The 18266-nt window shown below is 74.1% G+C and carries 17 protein-coding genes; 12 read left to right on the top strand and 5 right to left on the bottom strand.

Annotation, left to right across the window (positions count from 1 at the left end; genetic code table 11):
• Positions 1 to 3 precede the first annotated feature (3 nt).
• Positions 4 to 990: an SPFH domain-containing protein gene (locus I6A81_RS14925; RefSeq protein WP_203001816.1), complete on the bottom strand. Its 987-nt coding sequence runs from the start codon at positions 988 to 990 to the stop codon at positions 4 to 6.
• 444 nt (positions 991 to 1434) lie between these two features.
• Here I6A81_RS14925 and add point away from each other — a divergent pair, with 444 nt between their 5' ends.
• From add to I6A81_RS14910, 3 genes are all read left to right on the top strand, one after another.
• Complete coding sequence (add, locus tag I6A81_RS14920; RefSeq protein WP_203001817.1) at positions 1435 to 2415, top strand: adenosine deaminase; 981 nt, start codon at positions 1435 to 1437, stop codon at positions 2413 to 2415.
• Positions 2416 to 2476: 61 nt separating this feature from the next.
• The gene (locus tag I6A81_RS14915) at positions 2477 to 3649 is read left to right on the top strand and encodes a glycerate kinase (protein ID WP_203001818.1); all 1173 of its coding nucleotides are present in this window, start codon (positions 2477 to 2479) and stop codon (positions 3647 to 3649) included.
• Positions 3650 to 3653: 4 nt separating this feature from the next.
• Complete coding sequence (locus I6A81_RS14910; RefSeq protein ID WP_203001819.1) at positions 3654 to 4058, top strand: MmcQ/YjbR family DNA-binding protein; 405 nt, start codon at positions 3654 to 3656, stop codon at positions 4056 to 4058.
• 33 nt (positions 4059 to 4091) lie between these two features.
• Here I6A81_RS14910 and wecB read toward each other — a convergent pair whose 3' ends face one another.
• The gene (gene wecB / locus I6A81_RS14905) at positions 4092 to 5336 is read right to left on the bottom strand and encodes a non-hydrolyzing UDP-N-acetylglucosamine 2-epimerase (RefSeq protein WP_238441508.1); all 1245 of its coding nucleotides are present in this window, start codon (positions 5334 to 5336) and stop codon (positions 4092 to 4094) included.
• A 147-nt stretch (positions 5337 to 5483) separates the two neighbouring features.
• Here wecB and I6A81_RS43415 point away from each other — a divergent pair, with 147 nt between their 5' ends.
• The 4 genes from I6A81_RS43415 (at position 5484) to I6A81_RS14890 (ending at position 9123) form a co-directional block, all read left to right on the top strand.
• The gene (locus I6A81_RS43415) at positions 5484 to 5645 is read left to right on the top strand and encodes a hypothetical protein (protein WP_203030049.1); all 162 of its coding nucleotides are present in this window, start codon (positions 5484 to 5486) and stop codon (positions 5643 to 5645) included.
• A 240-nt stretch (positions 5646 to 5885) separates the two neighbouring features.
• Positions 5886 to 6614: a DUF4232 domain-containing protein gene (locus I6A81_RS44875; RefSeq protein ID WP_203001821.1), complete on the top strand. Its 729-nt coding sequence runs from the start codon at positions 5886 to 5888 to the stop codon at positions 6612 to 6614.
• A 273-nt stretch (positions 6615 to 6887) separates the two neighbouring features.
• Positions 6888 to 8423: an exonuclease domain-containing protein gene (locus tag I6A81_RS45575; protein WP_307874676.1), complete on the top strand. Its 1536-nt coding sequence runs from the start codon at positions 6888 to 6890 to the stop codon at positions 8421 to 8423.
• A 223-nt stretch (positions 8424 to 8646) separates the two neighbouring features.
• Positions 8647 to 9123 (top strand): hypothetical protein, encoded by a 477-nt coding sequence (locus I6A81_RS14890; protein ID WP_203001822.1) that lies wholly within the window; start codon positions 8647 to 8649, stop codon positions 9121 to 9123.
• Between the two features lie 165 nt (positions 9124 to 9288).
• On the opposite strand, the gene I6A81_RS14885 is transcribed toward I6A81_RS14890, so the two are convergent.
• The gene (locus I6A81_RS14885) at positions 9289 to 10740 is read right to left on the bottom strand and encodes an OsmC family protein (protein ID WP_238428624.1); all 1452 of its coding nucleotides are present in this window, start codon (positions 10738 to 10740) and stop codon (positions 9289 to 9291) included.
• A gap of 171 nt (positions 10741 to 10911) precedes the next feature.
• Here I6A81_RS14885 and I6A81_RS14880 point away from each other — a divergent pair, with 171 nt between their 5' ends.
• From I6A81_RS14880 to I6A81_RS14865, 4 genes are all read left to right on the top strand, one after another.
• On the top strand, positions 10912 to 11634 hold the full coding sequence (locus I6A81_RS14880) for a TetR/AcrR family transcriptional regulator (protein ID WP_203001824.1): 723 nt from the start codon (positions 10912 to 10914) through the stop codon (positions 11632 to 11634).
• Positions 11635 to 11639: 5 nt separating this feature from the next.
• On the top strand, positions 11640 to 12623 hold the full coding sequence (locus I6A81_RS14875; protein WP_203001825.1) for an ABC transporter ATP-binding protein: 984 nt from the start codon (positions 11640 to 11642) through the stop codon (positions 12621 to 12623).
• Positions 12620 to 14290 carry an ABC transporter permease gene (locus I6A81_RS14870; protein WP_307874675.1) on the top strand — a complete coding sequence of 557 codons (1671 nt, stop codon included), beginning with the start codon at positions 12620 to 12622 and terminating at the stop codon, positions 14288 to 14290. The genes I6A81_RS14875 and I6A81_RS14870 overlap by 4 nt, the downstream gene beginning before the upstream one ends.
• A gap of 520 nt (positions 14291 to 14810) precedes the next feature.
• The gene (locus I6A81_RS14865) at positions 14811 to 15149 is read left to right on the top strand and encodes a three-helix bundle dimerization domain-containing protein (RefSeq protein ID WP_203001826.1); all 339 of its coding nucleotides are present in this window, start codon (positions 14811 to 14813) and stop codon (positions 15147 to 15149) included.
• 338 nt (positions 15150 to 15487) lie between these two features.
• Here the strand turns inward: I6A81_RS14865 and I6A81_RS14860 are convergent, their stop codons facing one another.
• Both I6A81_RS14860 and I6A81_RS14855 read right to left on the bottom strand, forming a co-directional pair.
• Positions 15488 to 16084, bottom strand: coding sequence for an HdeD family acid-resistance protein (locus I6A81_RS14860; protein WP_285222872.1), 597 nt, complete (start codon positions 16082 to 16084; stop codon positions 15488 to 15490).
• Positions 16085 to 16497: 413 nt separating this feature from the next.
• On the bottom strand, positions 16498 to 17166 hold the full coding sequence (locus I6A81_RS14855) for an alpha/beta fold hydrolase (protein ID WP_203001828.1): 669 nt from the start codon (positions 17164 to 17166) through the stop codon (positions 16498 to 16500).
• A gap of 195 nt (positions 17167 to 17361) precedes the next feature.
• Here I6A81_RS14855 and I6A81_RS14850 point away from each other — a divergent pair, with 195 nt between their 5' ends.
• Positions 17362 to 18174: an SDR family NAD(P)-dependent oxidoreductase gene (locus tag I6A81_RS14850; protein ID WP_203001829.1), complete on the top strand. Its 813-nt coding sequence runs from the start codon at positions 17362 to 17364 to the stop codon at positions 18172 to 18174.
• The last annotated feature ends 92 nt before the right edge of the window (positions 18175 to 18266 follow it).

Genomic DNA, 18266 nt, shown 5'->3' with positions numbered 1-18266 from the left:
GAATCAGTGGTAGAGCGATCCGGTGTTCACGACCGGCTGGGTCGACTGCTCGCTGCACAGAACCACCAGGAGGTTGCTGACCATGGCTGCCTTGCGCTCCTCGTCCAACTCGACGACGTCCTGGCTTTCCAGCCGTTCCAGCGCCGCCTCGACCATCCCGACCGCGCCCTCGACGATCCTGGCCCGCGCGGCGACGACGGCGTTCGCCTGCTGGCGGCGCAGCATCGCCTGGGCGATCTCGGGCGCGTACGCGAGCCGGGTGATCCGCGACTCGATGACCCGGACCCCGGCGGACGCCACCCGCGCGCCGATCTCGACCGACAGCCTGCCGGTGATCTCGTCCGCGTTCTCCCGCAGCGACATCTGCCCCGGTTCGTGCGCGTCGTACGGGTATCGGGTGGCGATGTGCCGGACGGCGGTCTCCGTCTGGATCGCGACGAACTCGACGAAGTCGTCGACCTCGAACACGGCCTGCGCGGTGTCGGCGACCTGCCAGACCACCACGGCCGAGATCTCGATCGGGTTGCCGTCGGCGTCGTTGACCTTCGCCGCGCCGGTCTCGTGGTTGCGGATCCGGGTGGAGACCTTACGCCGGCTCATGAAGGGGTTCACCCAGCGCAGCCCGGTCACGCGGACCGTGCCCACGTAGCGCCCGAACAGCGTGACCACGCGCGCCTGCCCTGGGGCGACGGCGGTCAGCCCGCAGAGGCAGACGAAGCTCGCGATGACGACCAGGATGCCCGCCACGAGCGCCCCCGCCCCGCCGGCGCCCTGGCCGTCGCCGAACAGCAGCCCGGCGAGGACCAGCAACGCCACGCCGGCGAGCAGCGCCAGCAGCGAGATCAGGAACCCCACCCCTCCGGGCAGGCCCGACATCACGCGCTCCTGGACCCGCGGCTCGGGCATGTCGACCGCGTCGCGCGGGTCCAGCTCCGGCGCGACCACGCCGTCGGGGCCGTCCTGCTCCTGGGGTGGGTGACCGCTGCTCATCGCGGCATCTCCTCCGACTCTGACGAGCCTGGCGCCTCACCCCGGCGGGTGGCGCGAGCTCATCGCCTATCAAAGTGATATCACTTTTCGCTCGGCCAGTAAACCGACAACCGACGCCCACCGCGCCCCGCCGGCCGGACGTCGGACCACCTCCGTCGATCGAGTCGATCAGAGTCGATCACCCTTCACGTTCAGCCGATTACCTGGAGCCAGAGAAGGATGGTGGGGCCGGCGATCCGGCGGGCATCTCCACCGCTCCGCTAGGAATTGGCTGTGTCGGAGTGGTAAATACCGGGTCACGATCTTCCTAGACGCCACTGGGCTCCGTACCGTCGTCGGAGGCGCGGCGCGCGGCGGGCCACGAGGCCGTGCCGGACGGCGCCCGCGCGCCGGCCGGCGGGGCATCCCCGACCGGTTACGGCCTGGGCGGCATGAGGAGTTGTGATGCGAGACCTGCGCGAGCTGCCCAAGGGGCACCTGCACCTGCACCTCGAGCTCGGCATGCGGCCGTCCACCCTGGCGGCGTTCGCCGCGCGCAACGGGGTGCCGACGCCGCGCACGACCGGCTTCAACGAGTTCGGCGGGTTCGGCGACGTCGTCGTGGGCATCCTGCCGATGTTCCAGGGGGTCGCCGATTTCGACCGGCTCGTCGACGAGGTCGTCGAGGACGCGGCGAACGAGGGCATCGTCTACCTGGAGCCGAGCTTCTACCCGTACCCCTACCTGGAGATCTTCGGCAGCGCCGAAGCCGCCTGGGAGGCCATCATCGCCCGCGGCGAACAGGCCGGCGCCCGGCACGGCGTCACCGTGCGCTGGATGGCCGCCGTCGACCGGGTGCTCGACACCCCCGAGTTCGCCATCGAGATCGCCAAGACCGCCGTCCGCTACCACGACGCCGGCATCGTCGGCCTCGGCCTGCACAACGACGAGAACGGCTTCCCGCCGGAGCCCTTCGTCGAGGCGTTCCGCTACGCCAAGGACGCCGGGCTGCTGTCCACCCCGCATGCCGGCGAGCTCGACGGCCCCGCATCGGTGCGCGGGGCGATCGAGACGCTCGACGCCGACCGCCTCCAGCACGGCGTCCGGGCGATCGAGGACCCGGCGCTGGTCGAGGCCCTCGTCCTGCGCGGCACGACGCTGGACGTCTGCCCGACGTCGAACCTGCAGCTGTCGGTCGTGCCGTCGCTGGCCGAGCACCCGCTGCCGGCGCTGCTCGCGGCCGGTGTGCGTTGCTCGATCAACGCCGACGACCCGCTCATCTTCGGGCCCGGCTGCCTCGAGGAGTACGAGCTGTGCCGCGAGACGTTCGGCCTCACCGACGAGCAGCTCGCCGCCTGCGCCCGCGCCTCGATCACCGGCGGCGCCGCCCCCGCCGAGGTCCAGGCCCGGGCACTCGCGGGCATCGACGCCTGGCTCGCGGCCTGAGGTCCAGGCCCGGACGCCGGGTCTGATCGTGACGGGGACCCCACGGACGATGATGGGCGGCATGGCTGACCAGCTGAGGGTCGTGATCGCGCCGGACTCCTTCAAGGGGTCGCTCGCGGCCGACCAGGTGGCGGACGCGCTCGCGGACGGCTGGCTGTCCGCCCGGCCTGACGATCACGTCGTCCGGCTGCCCGTCGCCGACGGCGGCGAGGGCACCCTCGACGTCTTCGCCACCGCCGTTCCCGGCGCCCGCCGCCACCCGGTCACGGTCCTCGGCCCGGGCGGCCGTCCGGTGGACGCCGAGTGGCTGGCGCTGCCGGACGGCACCGCCGTCGTCGAGCTCGCCCGGGGCAGCGGGCTGCCGCTTCTCGGCCACCGGCGCGACCCGCTCGGCGCGCACACCGTCGGCCTCGGCCAGCTGCTCGCCGCCGCCCTGGACGATCCCGCCACCCGGCAGATCATCGTCACCCTCGGTGGTTCCGCCTCCACCGACGGCGCCACGGGGGCGCTCGCGGCGCTCGGCGCCCGCTTCCTCGACGACGGCGGCGCTGAGCTGCCGCCGGGCGGCGGGGCGCTGGCCCGGCTCGCCGCCGTCGACCTGACCGGGCTGCGGCCCCCACCGCCGCGCGGCGTGCTCTGCCTGACCGACGTGGACGCGCCGCTGTGCGGCCCGCGGGGAGCCGCGGCCGTCTTCGGCCCGCAGAAGGGCGCCGGCGCCGACGAGATCACGCTGCTCGACGGCGCGCTGCGCCGGCTCGCGGCGCTGCTCGGCGGGGATCCGGGCGCCGCCGGCGCCGGCGCCGCCGGGGGCGCCGGCTATGGCCTGGCCGCGGCCTGGGGAGCGCGGCTCGTCCCCGGGGCCGCCACCGTGGCCGAGCACGCCGGCCTGCCCGCGGCGCTCGCCGAGGCGGACCTCGTCATCACCGGCGAGGGCCGCTTCGACGCCACCTCGCTGGCCGGCAAGGTCGTCGGCGGCGTCCTCGGGATGGCGGCCGTGGCCGGGGTGGCCGGCGCCGCGGCGGCCGGCGCTGGGGCTGCCGGGGCCGGGGTGCCGGTCCTTCTCGTCGCCGGCCAGCTGGGCGCGAGACCGCCCGCCCAGGTGCGCGCGTCGGTCGCGCTCGCCGACCTGGCCGGCGGCGTCCCCGCCGCGCTCGCCGACCCGCGCCGCTGGCTCACCGCCGCCGCGGCCCGCCTCGCGTCCGGGGATCTCCGGGGCGCGCCACCGGGAGAATGAGCCCATGACCGACACCCGGGACCGCGCCGCGCGCGACCCGCTCGAGGCGCTGCGCGAGCTGTGCCTGCCGCTGCCCGAGGTCGTCGAACGGCCGAGCCATGGCTCACCGACCTGGTTCATCCGCGGCAAGACGACGTTCGTCAGCTTCGTCGGCGAGCACCACGGCAACCGGCTGGCCTTCTGGTGCGCCGCGCCGCCCGGCGCCGCGGCCGAGCTGATCAGCGAGGACCCGGACCGTTTCTTCCGCCCGCCCTACGTGGGCCACCGCGGCTGGCTCGGCGTCTACCTGGACGTCGCCGTCGACTGGACCGAGATCGCCGAGATCGTCCTCGACGCCTACCGCGCCGTGGCTCCCCGACGGCTCGCCGCCGCGCTCCCCGACCGCCCAGGACCGAGCGCGCGGGCTTGACCAGCGGCCGGTCGCCGGTGGGGCGCTCCCGGCTCAGCCGGCCGCCAGCGCGGCGTCGGCCGAGGCGGGAGCCGTCCGGGCGGCGGACATGGCGGCCGCGGGCGAAGGCGGGGACGGGGACGGGGATCGGTACCAGACCGTGCGGCGCACCTGGTCGATGTAACTGAGGATGATCCGCAGGACGCGGGTGGACACGTCGTCGACGTCGTAGTCCGGCGGGAGCCGGCGCGCGCGGCCGCACGCCCCCGCCCCCGGCTCGACGACCGCGCGCACGGCGGCGAACACCCGGTCGGGGCGCGGCGCGCTGGAGACCAGGACGCCGTGGTCGAAGGCCTCCGGGCGTTCGTGCGCCTCCCGGATCAGGACGGCCGGGAACCCGAGCAGCGCGGCCTCCTCGGTGAGGGTGCCGCTGTCGGAGATCACGCAGTGCGCGCCCCGCTGCAGCGCCACGTAGTCCGCCAGCCCGAACGGGCGCAGGAAGCGCACCCGCGGGTCCGTGCCGGCTGGGGCGGCGCCAGCCGGGCCGGCCCCGGCCTGGCACCCGAGCTCGTCGAGCCGGGCCCGGGTACGCGGGTGGGTGGAGACGATGATCGGCATGTCGTAGCGGCCCGCCAGCAGGTTCAACGTGGCGAGCAGCGAGCGCAGCAGGTCGGGGCGGTCGACGTTCTCCTCGCGGTGCGCGCTGACCAGCAGGTATCGCCCGGCGGCCAGGCCCAGGTCGGCGAGCACCGCGGAGGCGTCGATCCGGGCCCGGTGGTGGGCGAGCACCTCCTTCAACGGCGAACCGGTGACGAAGATCCGGTTGGCCGGCAGGCCCTCGGCCAGCAGGTGACGGCGGGCATGCTCGGTGAGCGCCAGGTTCACGTCGCTGAGGTGGTCGACCAGCCGGCGGTTGACCTCCTCGGGAACCCGGTCGTCGAAGCATCGGTTGCCGGCCTCCAGGTGGAAGACCGGGATCTGCCGACGCTTGGCCGGGATCACCGCGAGGCAGGTGTTGGTGTCGCCGTAGAGCAGCACCGCGTCCGGTCGCTCGGCGGCCAGCACCCGGTCCACCCGGCTGATCACCTGGCCCATCGTGTCCGCGGCGGTCGCCCCCGGCCGCGCCACGTCGAGATGGTGGTCGGGCGGGCGGATCCCGAGCTCGTCGAAGAAGATCTGGCCCAGCTCGTAGGCGTGGTGCTGCCCCGAGTGGACCAGGCAGACGTCGACGTGCCGCTCCAGCGCCGCGATCACGCGGCTGAGCTTGATGACCTCCGGTCGGGTGCCGACGATGACCATCACCTTCACCCTCGCCGACTCCGTCGCCGTCACCTGGCTGCTCCGGTGCGCGCCGGGTTCCGCCGCCCCCGGGCGTGGAAGCCCGCCCGGCCGGGGGCCGACCGGTGGGACCGCGCCGGGTGAGCCCGCGTCGACCGGGATGTCCATGTGACTCGCGCGCTCCTTCGCGGGGCTGACGGCATGCGGCGGTGGACGACGTTCACCGGTCCGGCGACGTTCGCCGGCCTGACGATGTTCGCCGGCCTGACGATGTTCGACCGGCCCGCGGGCCCAGACCAGCGCCACAGCATCCCCCGTCGATCACTCTAAAGCACGATGCGACTACATGGAGTAACAGTAGGGTCCTCTTGGCGGACTCGACGGAGGCGCGCCGGGAAGCTTGCGGCTGGGACCAACTCGTCCAGCTGGTCCATGTCGCACCGAGCAACTATCCAGAGGCGGTGCGTTGAGCTTTGCTGATCATCGACAGCTGGATACGGTCTTCTCCGTCAACCTGAGATTGCTGTGCGTCAGCAAGGCTGCCGCGAAGCCAGCACCGAGGAGCGCTCTATGCGGACGGATCTGGTCTGGGCGCCTACCCACCGACGGGCCGCCGGGGCGCCCCACGCCGGCAGGATCCGGGCCGTCGGCGTGACCCTGGCCGCGTGTGGGCTCCTCGCGGCCGGCTCCGGCTGCGCATCGACCGTCGGGAACGAGGACGCGACCGCGGTCACCGCCGGCTCCTCCGGTGCCGCGCCCGCCGGACCAGCCGGCGCGTCGGCGGCCGGCGGCCCCGCCGCGGCCGGCGGCGCCGAGGCGACGGGCGGCCCGGCCCTGCCCACCGTGCCCCCGAGCGTGCTCGCGAACGCCCCGGTCTGCGCCGCGGAGACACTCACGGGCGCGATGGAGGACGCCGAGGGCGCCGCCGGGCAGGTCTACGGCAGGCTCGTGCTCACCAACACCGGCGCGGCCGCCTGCAAGCTGGTCGGCTTCCCCGACGTCCAGTTCATCGACGCGGCCGGCGCCGCGCTCGGCGCCCCCGCCGAGCAGGACACCGACCGGGGCACTCCCGCCCCCGTGCTGCTCGCCCCCGAGGGCAAGGCGGCCGCCGTCCTGCGCATCACCCAGCCGGGAATCCAGGACGGCTGCCTCGCCACCGACTCGACGAAGCCGGCCACCGCCCTGCGGGTGACCCCGCCCGACGGGTCAGCGGCGGTGTCCGTCGCGCTGGCGGGTGGCATCACGGCCTGCGTGTCGCCGGACGTCCACCAGCTCCTCGTCGGCCCACTGGCCGCCTGAGCTCCTCCTCACTGGCCGCCTGAACCTCGCCGGCCGCTGACCACCGGGACCGCGGCGGTGCCGGGGACCACCTGGACCGCGGTTCCCGGCCCCGCCGGCTCCGGCGCCGGCCCGCCGCGTCCGGCCGCCACGCTCCGCGGGGTGGACCGGCACTTTGGTGGTCCCGCGAAGGTTGCCGCGCCCGTCAGGGGTTGTGCGGTTGATGGTGCTCGCCCGCTGTCCCGTTTGGCGTAACTCCGGCACAGTCGACCGGTGCACCCGACATCGCCGACAGTGACCGGTCCTGATCAGGCCGCCCGCGGGGGCGACGACCACCATCCCGACGGCTCCACTCCGGACGGCTCCGCTCCAGACGGCTCCGCTCCGGCAGGCTCCGCTCCGGACGGCACGGTCGATTTCGCGCGCCGCTTCCCGCACTCCTACGCGGTGGTCGATGTCGAGGCGACCGGGCTCAGACCGCGCCAGGACCGGGTGCTCTCGATCGGGGTGGTGCTGCTCGCGCCGGATGGCTCCGTCGAGCACCGGTGGTCGACGCTGCTCGACCCCGGCTGCGACCCGGGCCCGGTGCACATCCACGGGCTGACCCGCGAGGTGCTGGCTGGCAGCCCCACCTTCGACCAGGTTCAGGGCCAGCTGGCCGGCCTGCTCGCCAACCGGGTACTGGTCGCGCACAACGCGCGCTACGACTGGGCGATGCTCGCCTCCGAGGCGCTACGCGCCGGTCAGGCCCTCCCGGTGGCGAACCGGCTGTGCACCTGGGTGCTCTCGCGCCGCCTCGACCTGCCGGTGCCCGACCTGAAGCTGGGCACCCTGGCGGCTCACTGGGGCGTGGCCCAGACCCGGGCGCACGACGCCGCCGACGACGCGGCCGTGCTGGCCGCGCTGCTGCCCCGGCTGCTGCGGGTCGCCGCCGAGCAGGAGCTGGAGCTGCCGCTCACTCCGTGCGCCGCCGAACTCCCGCCGCCGTTCCCTGGCAGGGGCCCGCGGATCCCCTGCCCCTACGTCAACCCGGGCCGGCTGGGCGCCGTGGCAGGCGGGCTGGCGCAGGGCATGGTCGCGGTGTTCACCGGACCGAGCCGGATGCCGCGCGAACGGCTCGAGACGATGGCCACCGAGGCCGGCCTCAAGGTCACCGACGCCGTCAACGGCGCCACCAGCCTGTTGGTCACCAACGACGTCGGCAGCGGCAGCCGCAAGGCGAGGGCGGCGCTCGCCCGGGACATCCCGGTCGTCGACGAGGAGACCTTCCTCCGCCTGCTGGCCGACATCCGGCCCGGCGTCCGACGCCCGCTGGCCGTGGTCACGGACCCCGCGCCCGACCAGGCGGCCCGGCCCGCGGCGGCCGACGGCCGGCTGACCGCGATCGAGGCCGGGCCGGCCGTTTCCGAGGCCGACGAGGAACCACGGCCCGTCCCGGCGGAGCCGGCCGCCCGCCGGGCGACCGCCGGGCTGGCGGTCCCCGCCGAGCCCGGCCAGATCGTCGAGCTGCCCGGCCTGACCGAGCCACCCGGCCCGGTTGAGCCAGCGGGACCGGGCGCCGCCCCGGGGGCCGTCCCCGCCGCCGCGCTCGGCGGCACCGTGCGCGAGATCCGGACGGCGCGGCGCGCCCGGGCGGAGGGCCAATGCCCGCGGGGAGTGCGCCGGGTGCTGAGGCTCGCCGAGATCTACCGCCGCGGCGGCGCCTGGCGGCCGCGCGCCGTCGGCCAGGACTACGACCACGGCCTGGCCGAGCTGGTCCCCGCGTACGACACCAACATCACCACCGACACCGACTCCGACGACGTCGACACCGGCGACGAAGGCTCCTGACCCCAGGCGCCGGGTCTCGGGCTTCCCGGAGCGGGTTCCCGGGCTTTCCGGGCGCGACGGCCTGCCAGCCCGTGGTCACCCCAGCCCAGCCAGTGGTCACTCCCGCCCAGATCCCGCCCATCTGAACGCCAGCCGCCACGCGATTGGCCAGCATGCCGGCGCGGCCCGCACAACTTGTCGTGGGTGCGGGGACGCGGGGGTGGCGGTCGGCGACCATGGAGACATGGCGTCGAGTCGAGGCGACGACGAACCGACCGCCCGGGTGGGCCCGCCCGGGCGCGGCGCCCGCACGGCGCTGGTCGCCGTCGTGCGGGAGGCGCACCCCGACGGTGGGGCGCCGGTCCGGTACATCCAGTGCGACGCCTGCGACGGGCCGACGCCGCACCACACCGAGGTGCAGATCTTCTCCGCCACGACGCGGGACCCGGTGTTCGTCGGCGCGCCGCCCGAGGTGGTGTGCGGGGTGTGTCGCTCGGTGCACCCGAGGGTGGTCGGCGACGAGCCGCCCCGCGACACCGAGGTCACCTGCGCGGTCCGCCGCCGCCCCCGCTGGCTGCCCTCCCGCCGGCTGTCGAACCTGCTGGCCGGTGTCTGCCCCGGCCGCTTCCTGGTCCCGTCCGCCGCGGGCGTCGTCGTCTGCCCCCGCTGCGGCATTCCCCAGCCCGGCCCAGCGGCCACCCCGAGGCGCGGCCGCGGCTGACCCGCCGGAAGGTCACGCCGCCCGACGACGGCCGAGGCCAACGGCACGACGCCCGGAACGCCTGACATGATCACGACTTCCGCCGTCCGGGAGTCGTGAACGTGGCCGTGCCACGCCCCCCAGCGGGCACAACCAGCGATCATGCGGCATGGGCGACGGTCGCGATCAGCCGGTCGACGGCGCCGCGGCGGGTGGGGCCTCCCGGTCGCCGAGGCGGCGGATGGCCACGCGGCGCATGGCCCAGGTGATGTGGCCCTCGCCCGGGGCGGCCGCCAGGTCGGTCAGGCCGGCGGCGAGCCGGTCGAGTTCGGCCTGCCGGTCGTGGAACCGCGGGTCGGAGCGCCAGACCGCGAGGTTCATGCCGAACATCGCCGCGGCGGTCGGCACCGGTGGGCTCAGCCGTTCGGTGGCGTTGTACTCGACCTCGAACGTCGGCATCGCCCGGTGCGCGGCCAGGTCGTGCAGGGCGGTGTTGAGCAGCCGGCCGGCGTGCAGCGTCGTGCCCCGGGCGGCCAGCAGATGCCGCGCATGGTCGAGGTAAGTGGACAGGATCGGCTGATCGGTGTCGATCGACTCGATCTCGTCGAGCAGCAGCACGCCGTCCGGAGCCAACTGGGTGAGCCAGCCGCCGATCGCGGTGGTGACGTCGGCCAGATGCGCCAGCAGCAGGCGCGCGTAAAGTACGTCCGCGCCGCGGGCCGCCGCCGGGAACGGGACACGCCGGACGTCATGCCGGACGAACTCCACCGCGCCTTCCACCGCGCCGCCGACGCCGCCGACACCGTCCGTGCCGCCGACGCCGTCGCCCGAACGGCCGGACGACCGGGTGCCCACACGGTCGAGCCCGGGCTCCTCGTCGCCGGCGGCCGTCGCGGCGGTGTCGCCGGCGGCCGCCGCGGCGGCCAGGAAGGCGGCGGACACGTCGAGCCCGACGGTGCGGGCCGCGCCGGTGGCGCCGGCCAGCATGCGGGTGGTGTGGCCCGGGCCGCAGCCGAGGTCGGCCGCGAGCCTGACGTCGGCCGGCCGGTGGGCCGCGACGAAGGCGCGCGAACCGGGGTCGAAGACCTCCGAGACGACGGCGAGCCGGCGCGCCGCCGCCTCCGTGTCCCGGAAGGCGTAGGGAGCGAGGATCTCGAACGTCGGCTCGACGGTTATGGGGCAGTTCAGCGACCCAGCGATGTAGCACTGCTCGTGCGCGAGGCGTACGAGGCGGCGCAGCCGCTCCTCGGTGGCGTCGGTGACGACGGTGATCCGGGGCCGAAGCGTGATCTCGCTGATCCGGCCGCCGCCCCGGCCGTTCTCGGTCATCACGGCGTCGCCGGTGTCCTGGTAGTCGCGCACGTCGAGGCGGGCGCGCGCGGCGACCGCGAGGAACGACAGCAACTGGCAGGAGGCGGCCGAGAGCACCAGCAGCTGTTCCGGGTTGAGCAGCGCGGGGTCACCCCGGAACGCGGGGTCCGCGGACATCCGCAGCGCCGCTCCGGTGGGCGGTGCCTGCCCCACATGGCTCCGGGAGTACCGCTCGTAGCCGACCCCGGTGGAGCCAGACCACGAGCAGGTCACGGTGTAGGTGTGCGTCGCGTGCGGCTGGGCGGCGGTCTCGTCGGCAACGACCATGCCCGCCATGTTCGCCCAACCCCCCAGGCCCCGTTAAGTCGAATTTTCGAGCGGCCACGCCCGCGGCGAGCGCCTGGACGCGCCGGGCCCGCGGGCCTACGGCGCCAAGCCGGACTACACGATTGTGTAGTCCACTGCATGGACGTATAGTCCGGGCCGGGGGTGGTGGCGATGGCGACGCGGCTGGAGCGGGCATCCGAGGACCTGACGGCCAAGGCGCGCATCCGGGACGCGGCCCTGCGGCTGTTCGCGGAGCAGGGTTTCGAGGCGGCGACGATCCGGGCGATCGCGGCGGCCGCCGGGGTGTCGTCCGGTCTGGTGCGCCATCACTTCGGCTCGAAGGAGGCGCTGCGCGACGCCTGCGACTCGTTCGCGCTGGAACGCATGATCGCCATCAAGGAGCAGGCCTGGGTGGTCGGACGGCTGGCGGATCCAGGATTCCTGGCCTCCGTGTACCCGTCCGTGCTCGAGTACCAGCGGTACGTGGCGCGCTCGATGGTCGACGGCTCGTCGGCCTCCGCGGCGTTGTTCGACCAGATGGTCGCGCTCACCGAGCAGTGGGCCGTGGCCGGGCGGCTGCCGACGACGCCGGCGGACCCGCGGGCGTTCGCCGCCGCGCTGGTCGCGATGCAGAGCGGTCTGCTGATGCTGCACGACCACGTCTCCAGGGCGCTGGGCGCCGACGTGCTGGACGCCGCCGGGCAGATCCGGCTGGGGAACGCGCTCGTCGACCTCTACTCGAACCCGCTGCTGACCGCCGAGCAGGCCGCCCAGGCGCGGGCCTCCTACGAGCAGGTGCGGTCACGCCTCGTCGACGGCCGCGCCGACGGCGACAGCGGCAACGACAGCGGGATCGGCAGCGACAGCGACAGCGACAGCGGGATCGAAGGGTGACGGCCATGGACGAGGCGATCCGCGCCGAAGGGCTCGTCAAGACCTTCGGCCCCACCAGGGCTCTCGACGGGCTGGACCTGAGGGTGCGCACCGGCGAGGTGCACGGCTTTCTCGGCCCGAACGGGGCCGGCAAGAGCACGACGCTGCGCGTCCTGCTCGGCCTGATGCGCGCCGACGCCGGGACGGTGAGCCTCCTCGGCGGTGACCTGTGGCGCGAGGCGACCGCGCTGCACCGCCGGCTCGCCTACGTGCCGGGCGACGTCACGCTCTGGCCGAACCTCTCCGGCGGGGAGGCGATCGACCTGCTCGGCCGGCTGCGCGGCGGGCTCGACAGGCGACGGCGGGCGGAGCTGCTGGACCGATTCGACCTGGATCCGCGCCTGAAGGGCCGCTCCTACTCGAAGGGCAACCGGCAGAAGGTGGCGCTGGTCGCGGCGTTCGCCTCCGACGTCGAGCTGCTGCTGCTCGACGAGCCGACGAGCGGGCTGGACCCGCTGATGGAGGAGCAGTTCCGCGAGCTGGTGCGGGAGGAGCAGCGCCGCGACGGGCGCACCGTGCTGCTGTCCAGCCACATCCTCAGCGAGGTCGAGGCGCTGTGCGAGCGGGTGACGATCATCCGGGACGGCCGGGCGGTGGAGTCCGGGACGCTCGCCGAGATGCGCCACCTCACCCGCACCATCGTCCAGGCCGACCTGACGCCGGCCGCGGACGCGGCGGCCACGGCCGCCGGCCTCGCCGCGATCCCCGGGGTGCACGACCTGGCGACCGCCGGTGGCCGGGTGAGCTTCGAGGCGGACGAGGGCGCGCTCACCCCCGCCCTGTCCCGGCTCGCGGCCGTCGGCGTGCGCGGCCTGGTGAGCACGCCGCCCACCCTCGAGGAGCTGTTCCTGCGTCACTACGACCGGTCCGGCGCCAGCGGCGCGACCACGGGCGCGGGCGCGGCCACGGGCGCCGCGGCCGGCGGCGAACGAGCGGAGGCGGGGCGGTGACCGGCCTCGCGGGCCCCCGCGCGCTGACGGGCACCGGGGTGCTGACGGGCGTCGGAGTGCTGGCGCGGCTGGCGCTGCGGCGCGACCGGGTGCTGCTGCCGATCTGGGTCTACGTCATCGGGATCCTGCCGGTCAGCTTCGCGGTGACCTTCGCGGACCTGTACCCGACCGCCGCCGACCGGGCCGAGTTCGCGCGGACCAGCGCCGGCAACGCGACCTTCATGGCCCTCTACGGGCCGCTGTCCGGGTCCAGCCTCGGCGAGCTGGTGGTCTGGCGGGGCGGTTTCATCCCCGTCATCACCGGACTGATCAGCCTTCTCGTCGTCATCCGGCACACCAGGACCGAGGAGGAGGCCGGCCGCCGCGAACTGGTCGGCTCGACGGTCGTCGGCCGGCAGGCGGGCCTCGCCGCCGCGCTCGTCGTCACCCTCGCCGCCAACCTGGGACTGGCCGTGGTCACGGCGGCGGCGCTCAGCCTGCGCGGCCTGCCGGTGGCCGGGTCCGTCGCCGCCGGGCTGGAGTACGCCGCCGCCGGCTGGATCTTCGCCGGTGTCGGGGCGGTGGCCGCGCAGCTCACCACCAGCGCCGGCGCCGCGCGCGGGATCGCCACCGTGGCGCTCGCCGGCTCCTTCGCGGCCCGCGTCCTCGGCGACCACGGCGGCTTCACCGTGCCCGGCGGCCCCGGCGGCTCATGGGAATGGCTGTCCTGGGCCTCGCCGATCGGCCTGGTCCAGCGGATCGGCCCGTATGCCGCGACGTCTGGCGCCGAGCGCTGGTGGGTGCTCGCCGTGGCCGCCGGCCTCGTGGCCGCGCTGGTCGCCGCGGCCGTGGCGCTGTCGGCGCGCCGCGACCTGGGGGCCGGGCTGCTGCCCGACCGGCTCGGCCGGGCCGAGGCGGCACCCGCCTTCGGCTCCCCGCTCGCGCTCACCTGGCGGCTGCACCGCGGGCTGCTCGCCGGCTGGCTCACCGGGTTCGCTCTGCTCGGCCTCGTCTTCGGCGGTGTCGCGGCCGGCGTGACGGACCTGGTCGAGGACAACCCCGGTCTGGGGGACGTCTTCACCCGCCTCGGAGGCCGGGCCGGCCTCATCGACGCCTACCTCGCGGCGATCATGTCCATTCTCGGGATGATCGCCGCGGGCTACGCCATCCAGGCCGTGCTGCGGCTGCGGGCCGAGGAGGCCGCCGGCCGGGCCGAGCCGGTCCTCGCGACGGCCGTGTCCCGCCCGCGCTGGGCCGCGAGCCATCTCGTCTTCGCCGCGCTCGGTCCCGCGGCCGCCATGCTCCTCGCCGGCGCCGTCACCGGCCTGGTCTACGGCCTGACCGACGGCGGCGTCGGCCGCCAGACCGCGCGCGGCCTTGGCTGGGCGGCCGCCCAGCTACCGGCGGTCGCCCTGCTCGCGGCGATCGCCCTGGCGCTGTTCGGGCTGCTGCCGCGGCTGTGGGCGATGAGCTGGGCCGTGCTCGCCGCCTGCCTGTTCATAGGCCTGGTCGGCTCCGGGCTGAACCTCAGCCACTGGCTGCTGGACCTCTCCCCGTTCACCCACACCACCCACGCTTCTGGCGGTTCGGCGGACCCTCTCCCGCTCGCGTCGCTGTGCGTCCTCGTGCTGGCCCTCGCGGCCGTCGGCCTGGCCGGCCTGCGCCGCCGCGACATCCCGACCACCTGACCGGCCGCGCCGGACCGCCGCGAGGCGGGCCGGCTGCTGGGGCTGCTCACCCGAACCAGCCGTCCTGACGGAACCTGGGACGTCGCTACGGGCTTGGCCGTCCTTACGGACCTGAGACGTCGATACGGAACTGAAGCGTCGATCGCAGGCTGGGAAGTCAATCTGGACCTGAGGCGTCCTCGCGGGTCCGATGCGCCGTCGCGAGCCCGAGGCGTCCCCGCGGGTTCGCGACGTCGAGACCGGACCTGAGGCGGCGTGAGCCCGCGGACGTCGCCTCGCCGACCGTGATGTCCCGAGCCCGACGCCGGCCAGACGGCATCTTCACACGGTTTTTCACACGGTCGGCCACGAAAGTCTTCAATAACACCCCTCACCCCGTGGGGAACGGCCTGGAAAGTTCCACAAGGAGCCTCTTTCGGTCTCCGGTACCCGCGGGCACCGGAAGGCTCGACAGAGCCGCCGTAGTCACCGCTTTTCGCCCGCCGAATGGGCGGCATTCACCGTCCCAAAGGAGATTCCCATGAGTGAGAACATCGGGATCGGCTCCAGCGCCGACCAGCTGGACCCCCGGATCCAGCGGCTGGCCAGCCGGGTGATCCGGGAGGTCACCGAGGACTACGGCGCGACGTTCACCCTGGCCGAGGTGGCCGAGACCTATGTCGATGTCTTCCGGGAACTGGAGCGGAACGCGCGTGTGACGGTCTTCCTGCCGCTGCTCGGCGAACGGCTCACCCGTCAGCGGCTGGCCGAGCGCGCCGCGCGCCGTGGCCTGGTCATGGGCCTGGTCCCGTACCCGCGCGCCGTCCGCGACTATGAGCGGATCCCGGGCCAGGCGGAGGACATCGCCTCGGCGGCGTAGGGCCATCCTCTGGATCTCGCGCCGCCGCGAGACGCCGATCCGCGTACACAATCAGCGTCTTCACCCCGCCCGGCCCGGTCTCTTCGGTAGATCACCAGGTCTGTACGAGATTCTGCGGCAAAACGGACAGAAATCGCCGACGGGCGCACGCATCTGACGATCAAGGAGGCCACCGGGTCCGCCGGGAACTCCTGATCGTCAGATGCGTGCGCGAATCGGCGCTCGAGCTCCCCGATCAAGATCCACGGGAAGGACTGGCGCCGCGGTCTGCACGTTCGGCCGGTTCTCGGCCCGACCGGAGGCCGGGCCGGACCGGCCGAACGTGCACAACCGCTGGACTACCGGGAGCCGGACGCCGGACGGCCCGCCTGCCGGGTCGCGTCCGCGCCACGGCCGGCGCCCCGCCAGCCGAGGGTGTCGGTGGGCAGCCCACCAGTCCCGATCTCGGTCCGCATCCGGAAGCCCGTCACCAGCAGGTTGACCCCGTAGAACAGCAGGAACAGCCCAAACAGCAGCGCGAGAACCGTCACGCCGGCGTAGGGGTGAGCGAACAGGACGATCCCGAACAGGATGCTGGCCACGCCGAGGAGGGTCAGGCTGATCCGGACGCCGGTGCGCGCCCGCTTGCTCGTGATGGCGCCGGCGATCTCGATGATGCCGGCGACCACGGCCCAGGCGGCGATCCAGACCGTCAGCACGAACGCGGTGATCGCCGGCCAGGCGAGTGCCACGATACCGGCGGCGATGTCGATGAGTCCCAACGTCATGTGGCCGACCGCCGAACCGGTCCGGTCCGTGGCGGCAACTCGGTGGAACTGGCCAAACGCGTCACAGAACGCATAAATCGCGAACAATATTACCACCGCGCTCAGGGTGATACCTGGCCATGCGATGGCGAAGATTCCGAAAATCACAGCGATCGCGCCACGCACCATCAGTGACGTGGAAACCGACCTCAGCATGTCCGCTCACCCCCGCGCCTCGATTGACGTCGTCTTTTATGCCCGGAGCCGAGGCGATGATGCGCCCGCGGCCAGCGGCAGAGGACAGGCGGCCGCGACCGTCGGGCCCGCACCAGACTCGTGACCGGAACCGGTTCTCAACCTGATCTGGCGCCACCCGTTCGACTCTGGCGCGGATCTTGTGGCGGAGGCCCCGCGGTGATCGCTGTTTCTGCCCCCGAGCGGTCGCCCGCCGGGCCGGATCACGGCCCCGGAAGGGCACAAGCAGCGATCAGGTCACGCCGCCCATGCGGCGGTCACGCATTCGTCCGCCGGCACCCGCCTGAACGCGTACGACTGAGCCCGGCTGGAGCGCGCCGGCGCTCAGGTCGGCGCACGTGAGTTCGTCAGACGCCGAGGAAGCTCAGCACGGCGTCCATGGCGCGCATGTTGGACTGCAGGGAGAAGTGGTCGGCACCCTCGATGGTGACGCCGGTGGCGTTGGGAAGCATCGCGGCGAGCTCCTCCGGGGAGCCGGCCGTGTCGCGTTCGCCGGTCACGACGAGGACCTCGCAGGTGACGGCGGCGAGCTCGACGGCGGTCAGCGCGTCGAGGGGGCGGCGGGCGAACGCGGCCAGGGCGTCGAGGTCGTTGCCCGCGTTCTTGGCGAGGCCGCGGAACAGCCGGGCGCGGACGTCGGCGGGGTCGGGATTGTCGATCGCGAACGGAACCGCCTCGCGCGCCTCCAGAACGGCGGGACCGATGCCCATCAGGGCGATCCGCTCGAACGACGCGAGCCCACGCGCGGCGATCTCCAGCAGGAGCCGGGCACCCGCGGAGAAGCCGACGGCGTCGACCGGTCCACGGTCGGCGAACGCCGCCGCGACGGTGTCCGCCACGTCGGCGTAGTCCGCCGGGTCGGTCGAGCGGGCGGAGGTGCCGTGGCCGGGCAGGTCGACGGCGATGACCTCGCGGCCCGCCTCCCGCAACAGGTCCATCCAGCCGGCCGGCCGCCAGCCGTGCTCACTTGACGACGCGAACCCATGAACCAGCACGACCGGTGCCGAATCACCCATGCCCGGCACAGTAACCGGCGGCGCCCGACCGGCGCCTTCGTTAGGCGGGCCCCGCCGGGAACCCCGCCGGCTCGGTCCGCGCCGGCCCGTTCCGCGCCGGCCCACGCCGGGGTCGCACGGCAGGACCGCGCCCGGACCGTCCGGGTACCCTCCTCAGCAGTGATCGTTTACTTTCCGTCTCGAGAGGGTGGCCGAGTGGAGACTGGGCTGACCGGGCGCACCGTCGTCGTGACGGGCGCGAACGCGAACATCGGGCGCGGCATCGCGCTCGCGTTCGCCGCCGAGGGGACCAACGTCGTGATCGTCGGCAGGGACGAGCGGCGAGGCCAGCAGGTGCGCGAGACGCTGCTGGGAGCCGGCGCGAAGGACGTTCTCTGGCAGGCGGCCGACGTGACCGACCGGGCTCAGGTCGGCGCGATGGTCGCCGCCGTGCTCGCCAGATTCGAGGCGATCGATGTGCTGGTGAACAACGTCGGCGGCAACGTCGACATCGACGCGTTCGTCGACACCGACCCGGAGACCTGGCAGCAGGACATCGCGCTCAACCTGCTCAGCACGCTGAACTGCACCCACGCGGTGCTGCCCGGCATGATCGCCCACGGGCACGGCCGGATCATCAACATCGGCTCGACGGCCGGGATCCTGGGCGACCCGCTGATAGCCGTGTACTCCGCGATGAAGGGCGCTGTGCACGCCTTCTCCAAGGTGCTCGCCAAGGAGGTCGGCAAGCAGGGCATCACCGTCAACGCCATCGCTCCCTACGGCACCCTCCCGACCGGGTCCGACGACGTCAGCTCCGGCAGCCGCTGGCATGCGAACGGCCTCTTCGCCCGGCTGGGCGCCACCAGGCGCGAGGAGCTGCACTCGATCGGCCGCCGCACCGTGCTCACCCGCCAGACCGCCTACCCGTCCGAGATCGGCGCCGCCGCGGTCTACCTCGCCTCCGACACCGGGGCGTTCGTCACCGGCCAGGTCCTGGCGATCGACGGCGGCATCCAGCTGGCCTGACCGCGCGGGACACCGCCGGGGACGCGCAGAAAAGGCGGGGGTGTGCGTCGAAGCGGCCCAGACGTCCCGGAGGATAGGCCCATCGCGGCGAA

Source organism: Frankia nepalensis (assembly GCF_016786325.1).
Taxonomy (GTDB): domain Bacteria; phylum Actinomycetota; class Actinomycetes; order Frankiales; family Frankiaceae; genus Pseudofrankia; species Pseudofrankia nepalensis.
Note: the sequence above shows the minus strand (reverse complement) of the source record. Positions and strands in the feature narration are given on the sequence as shown.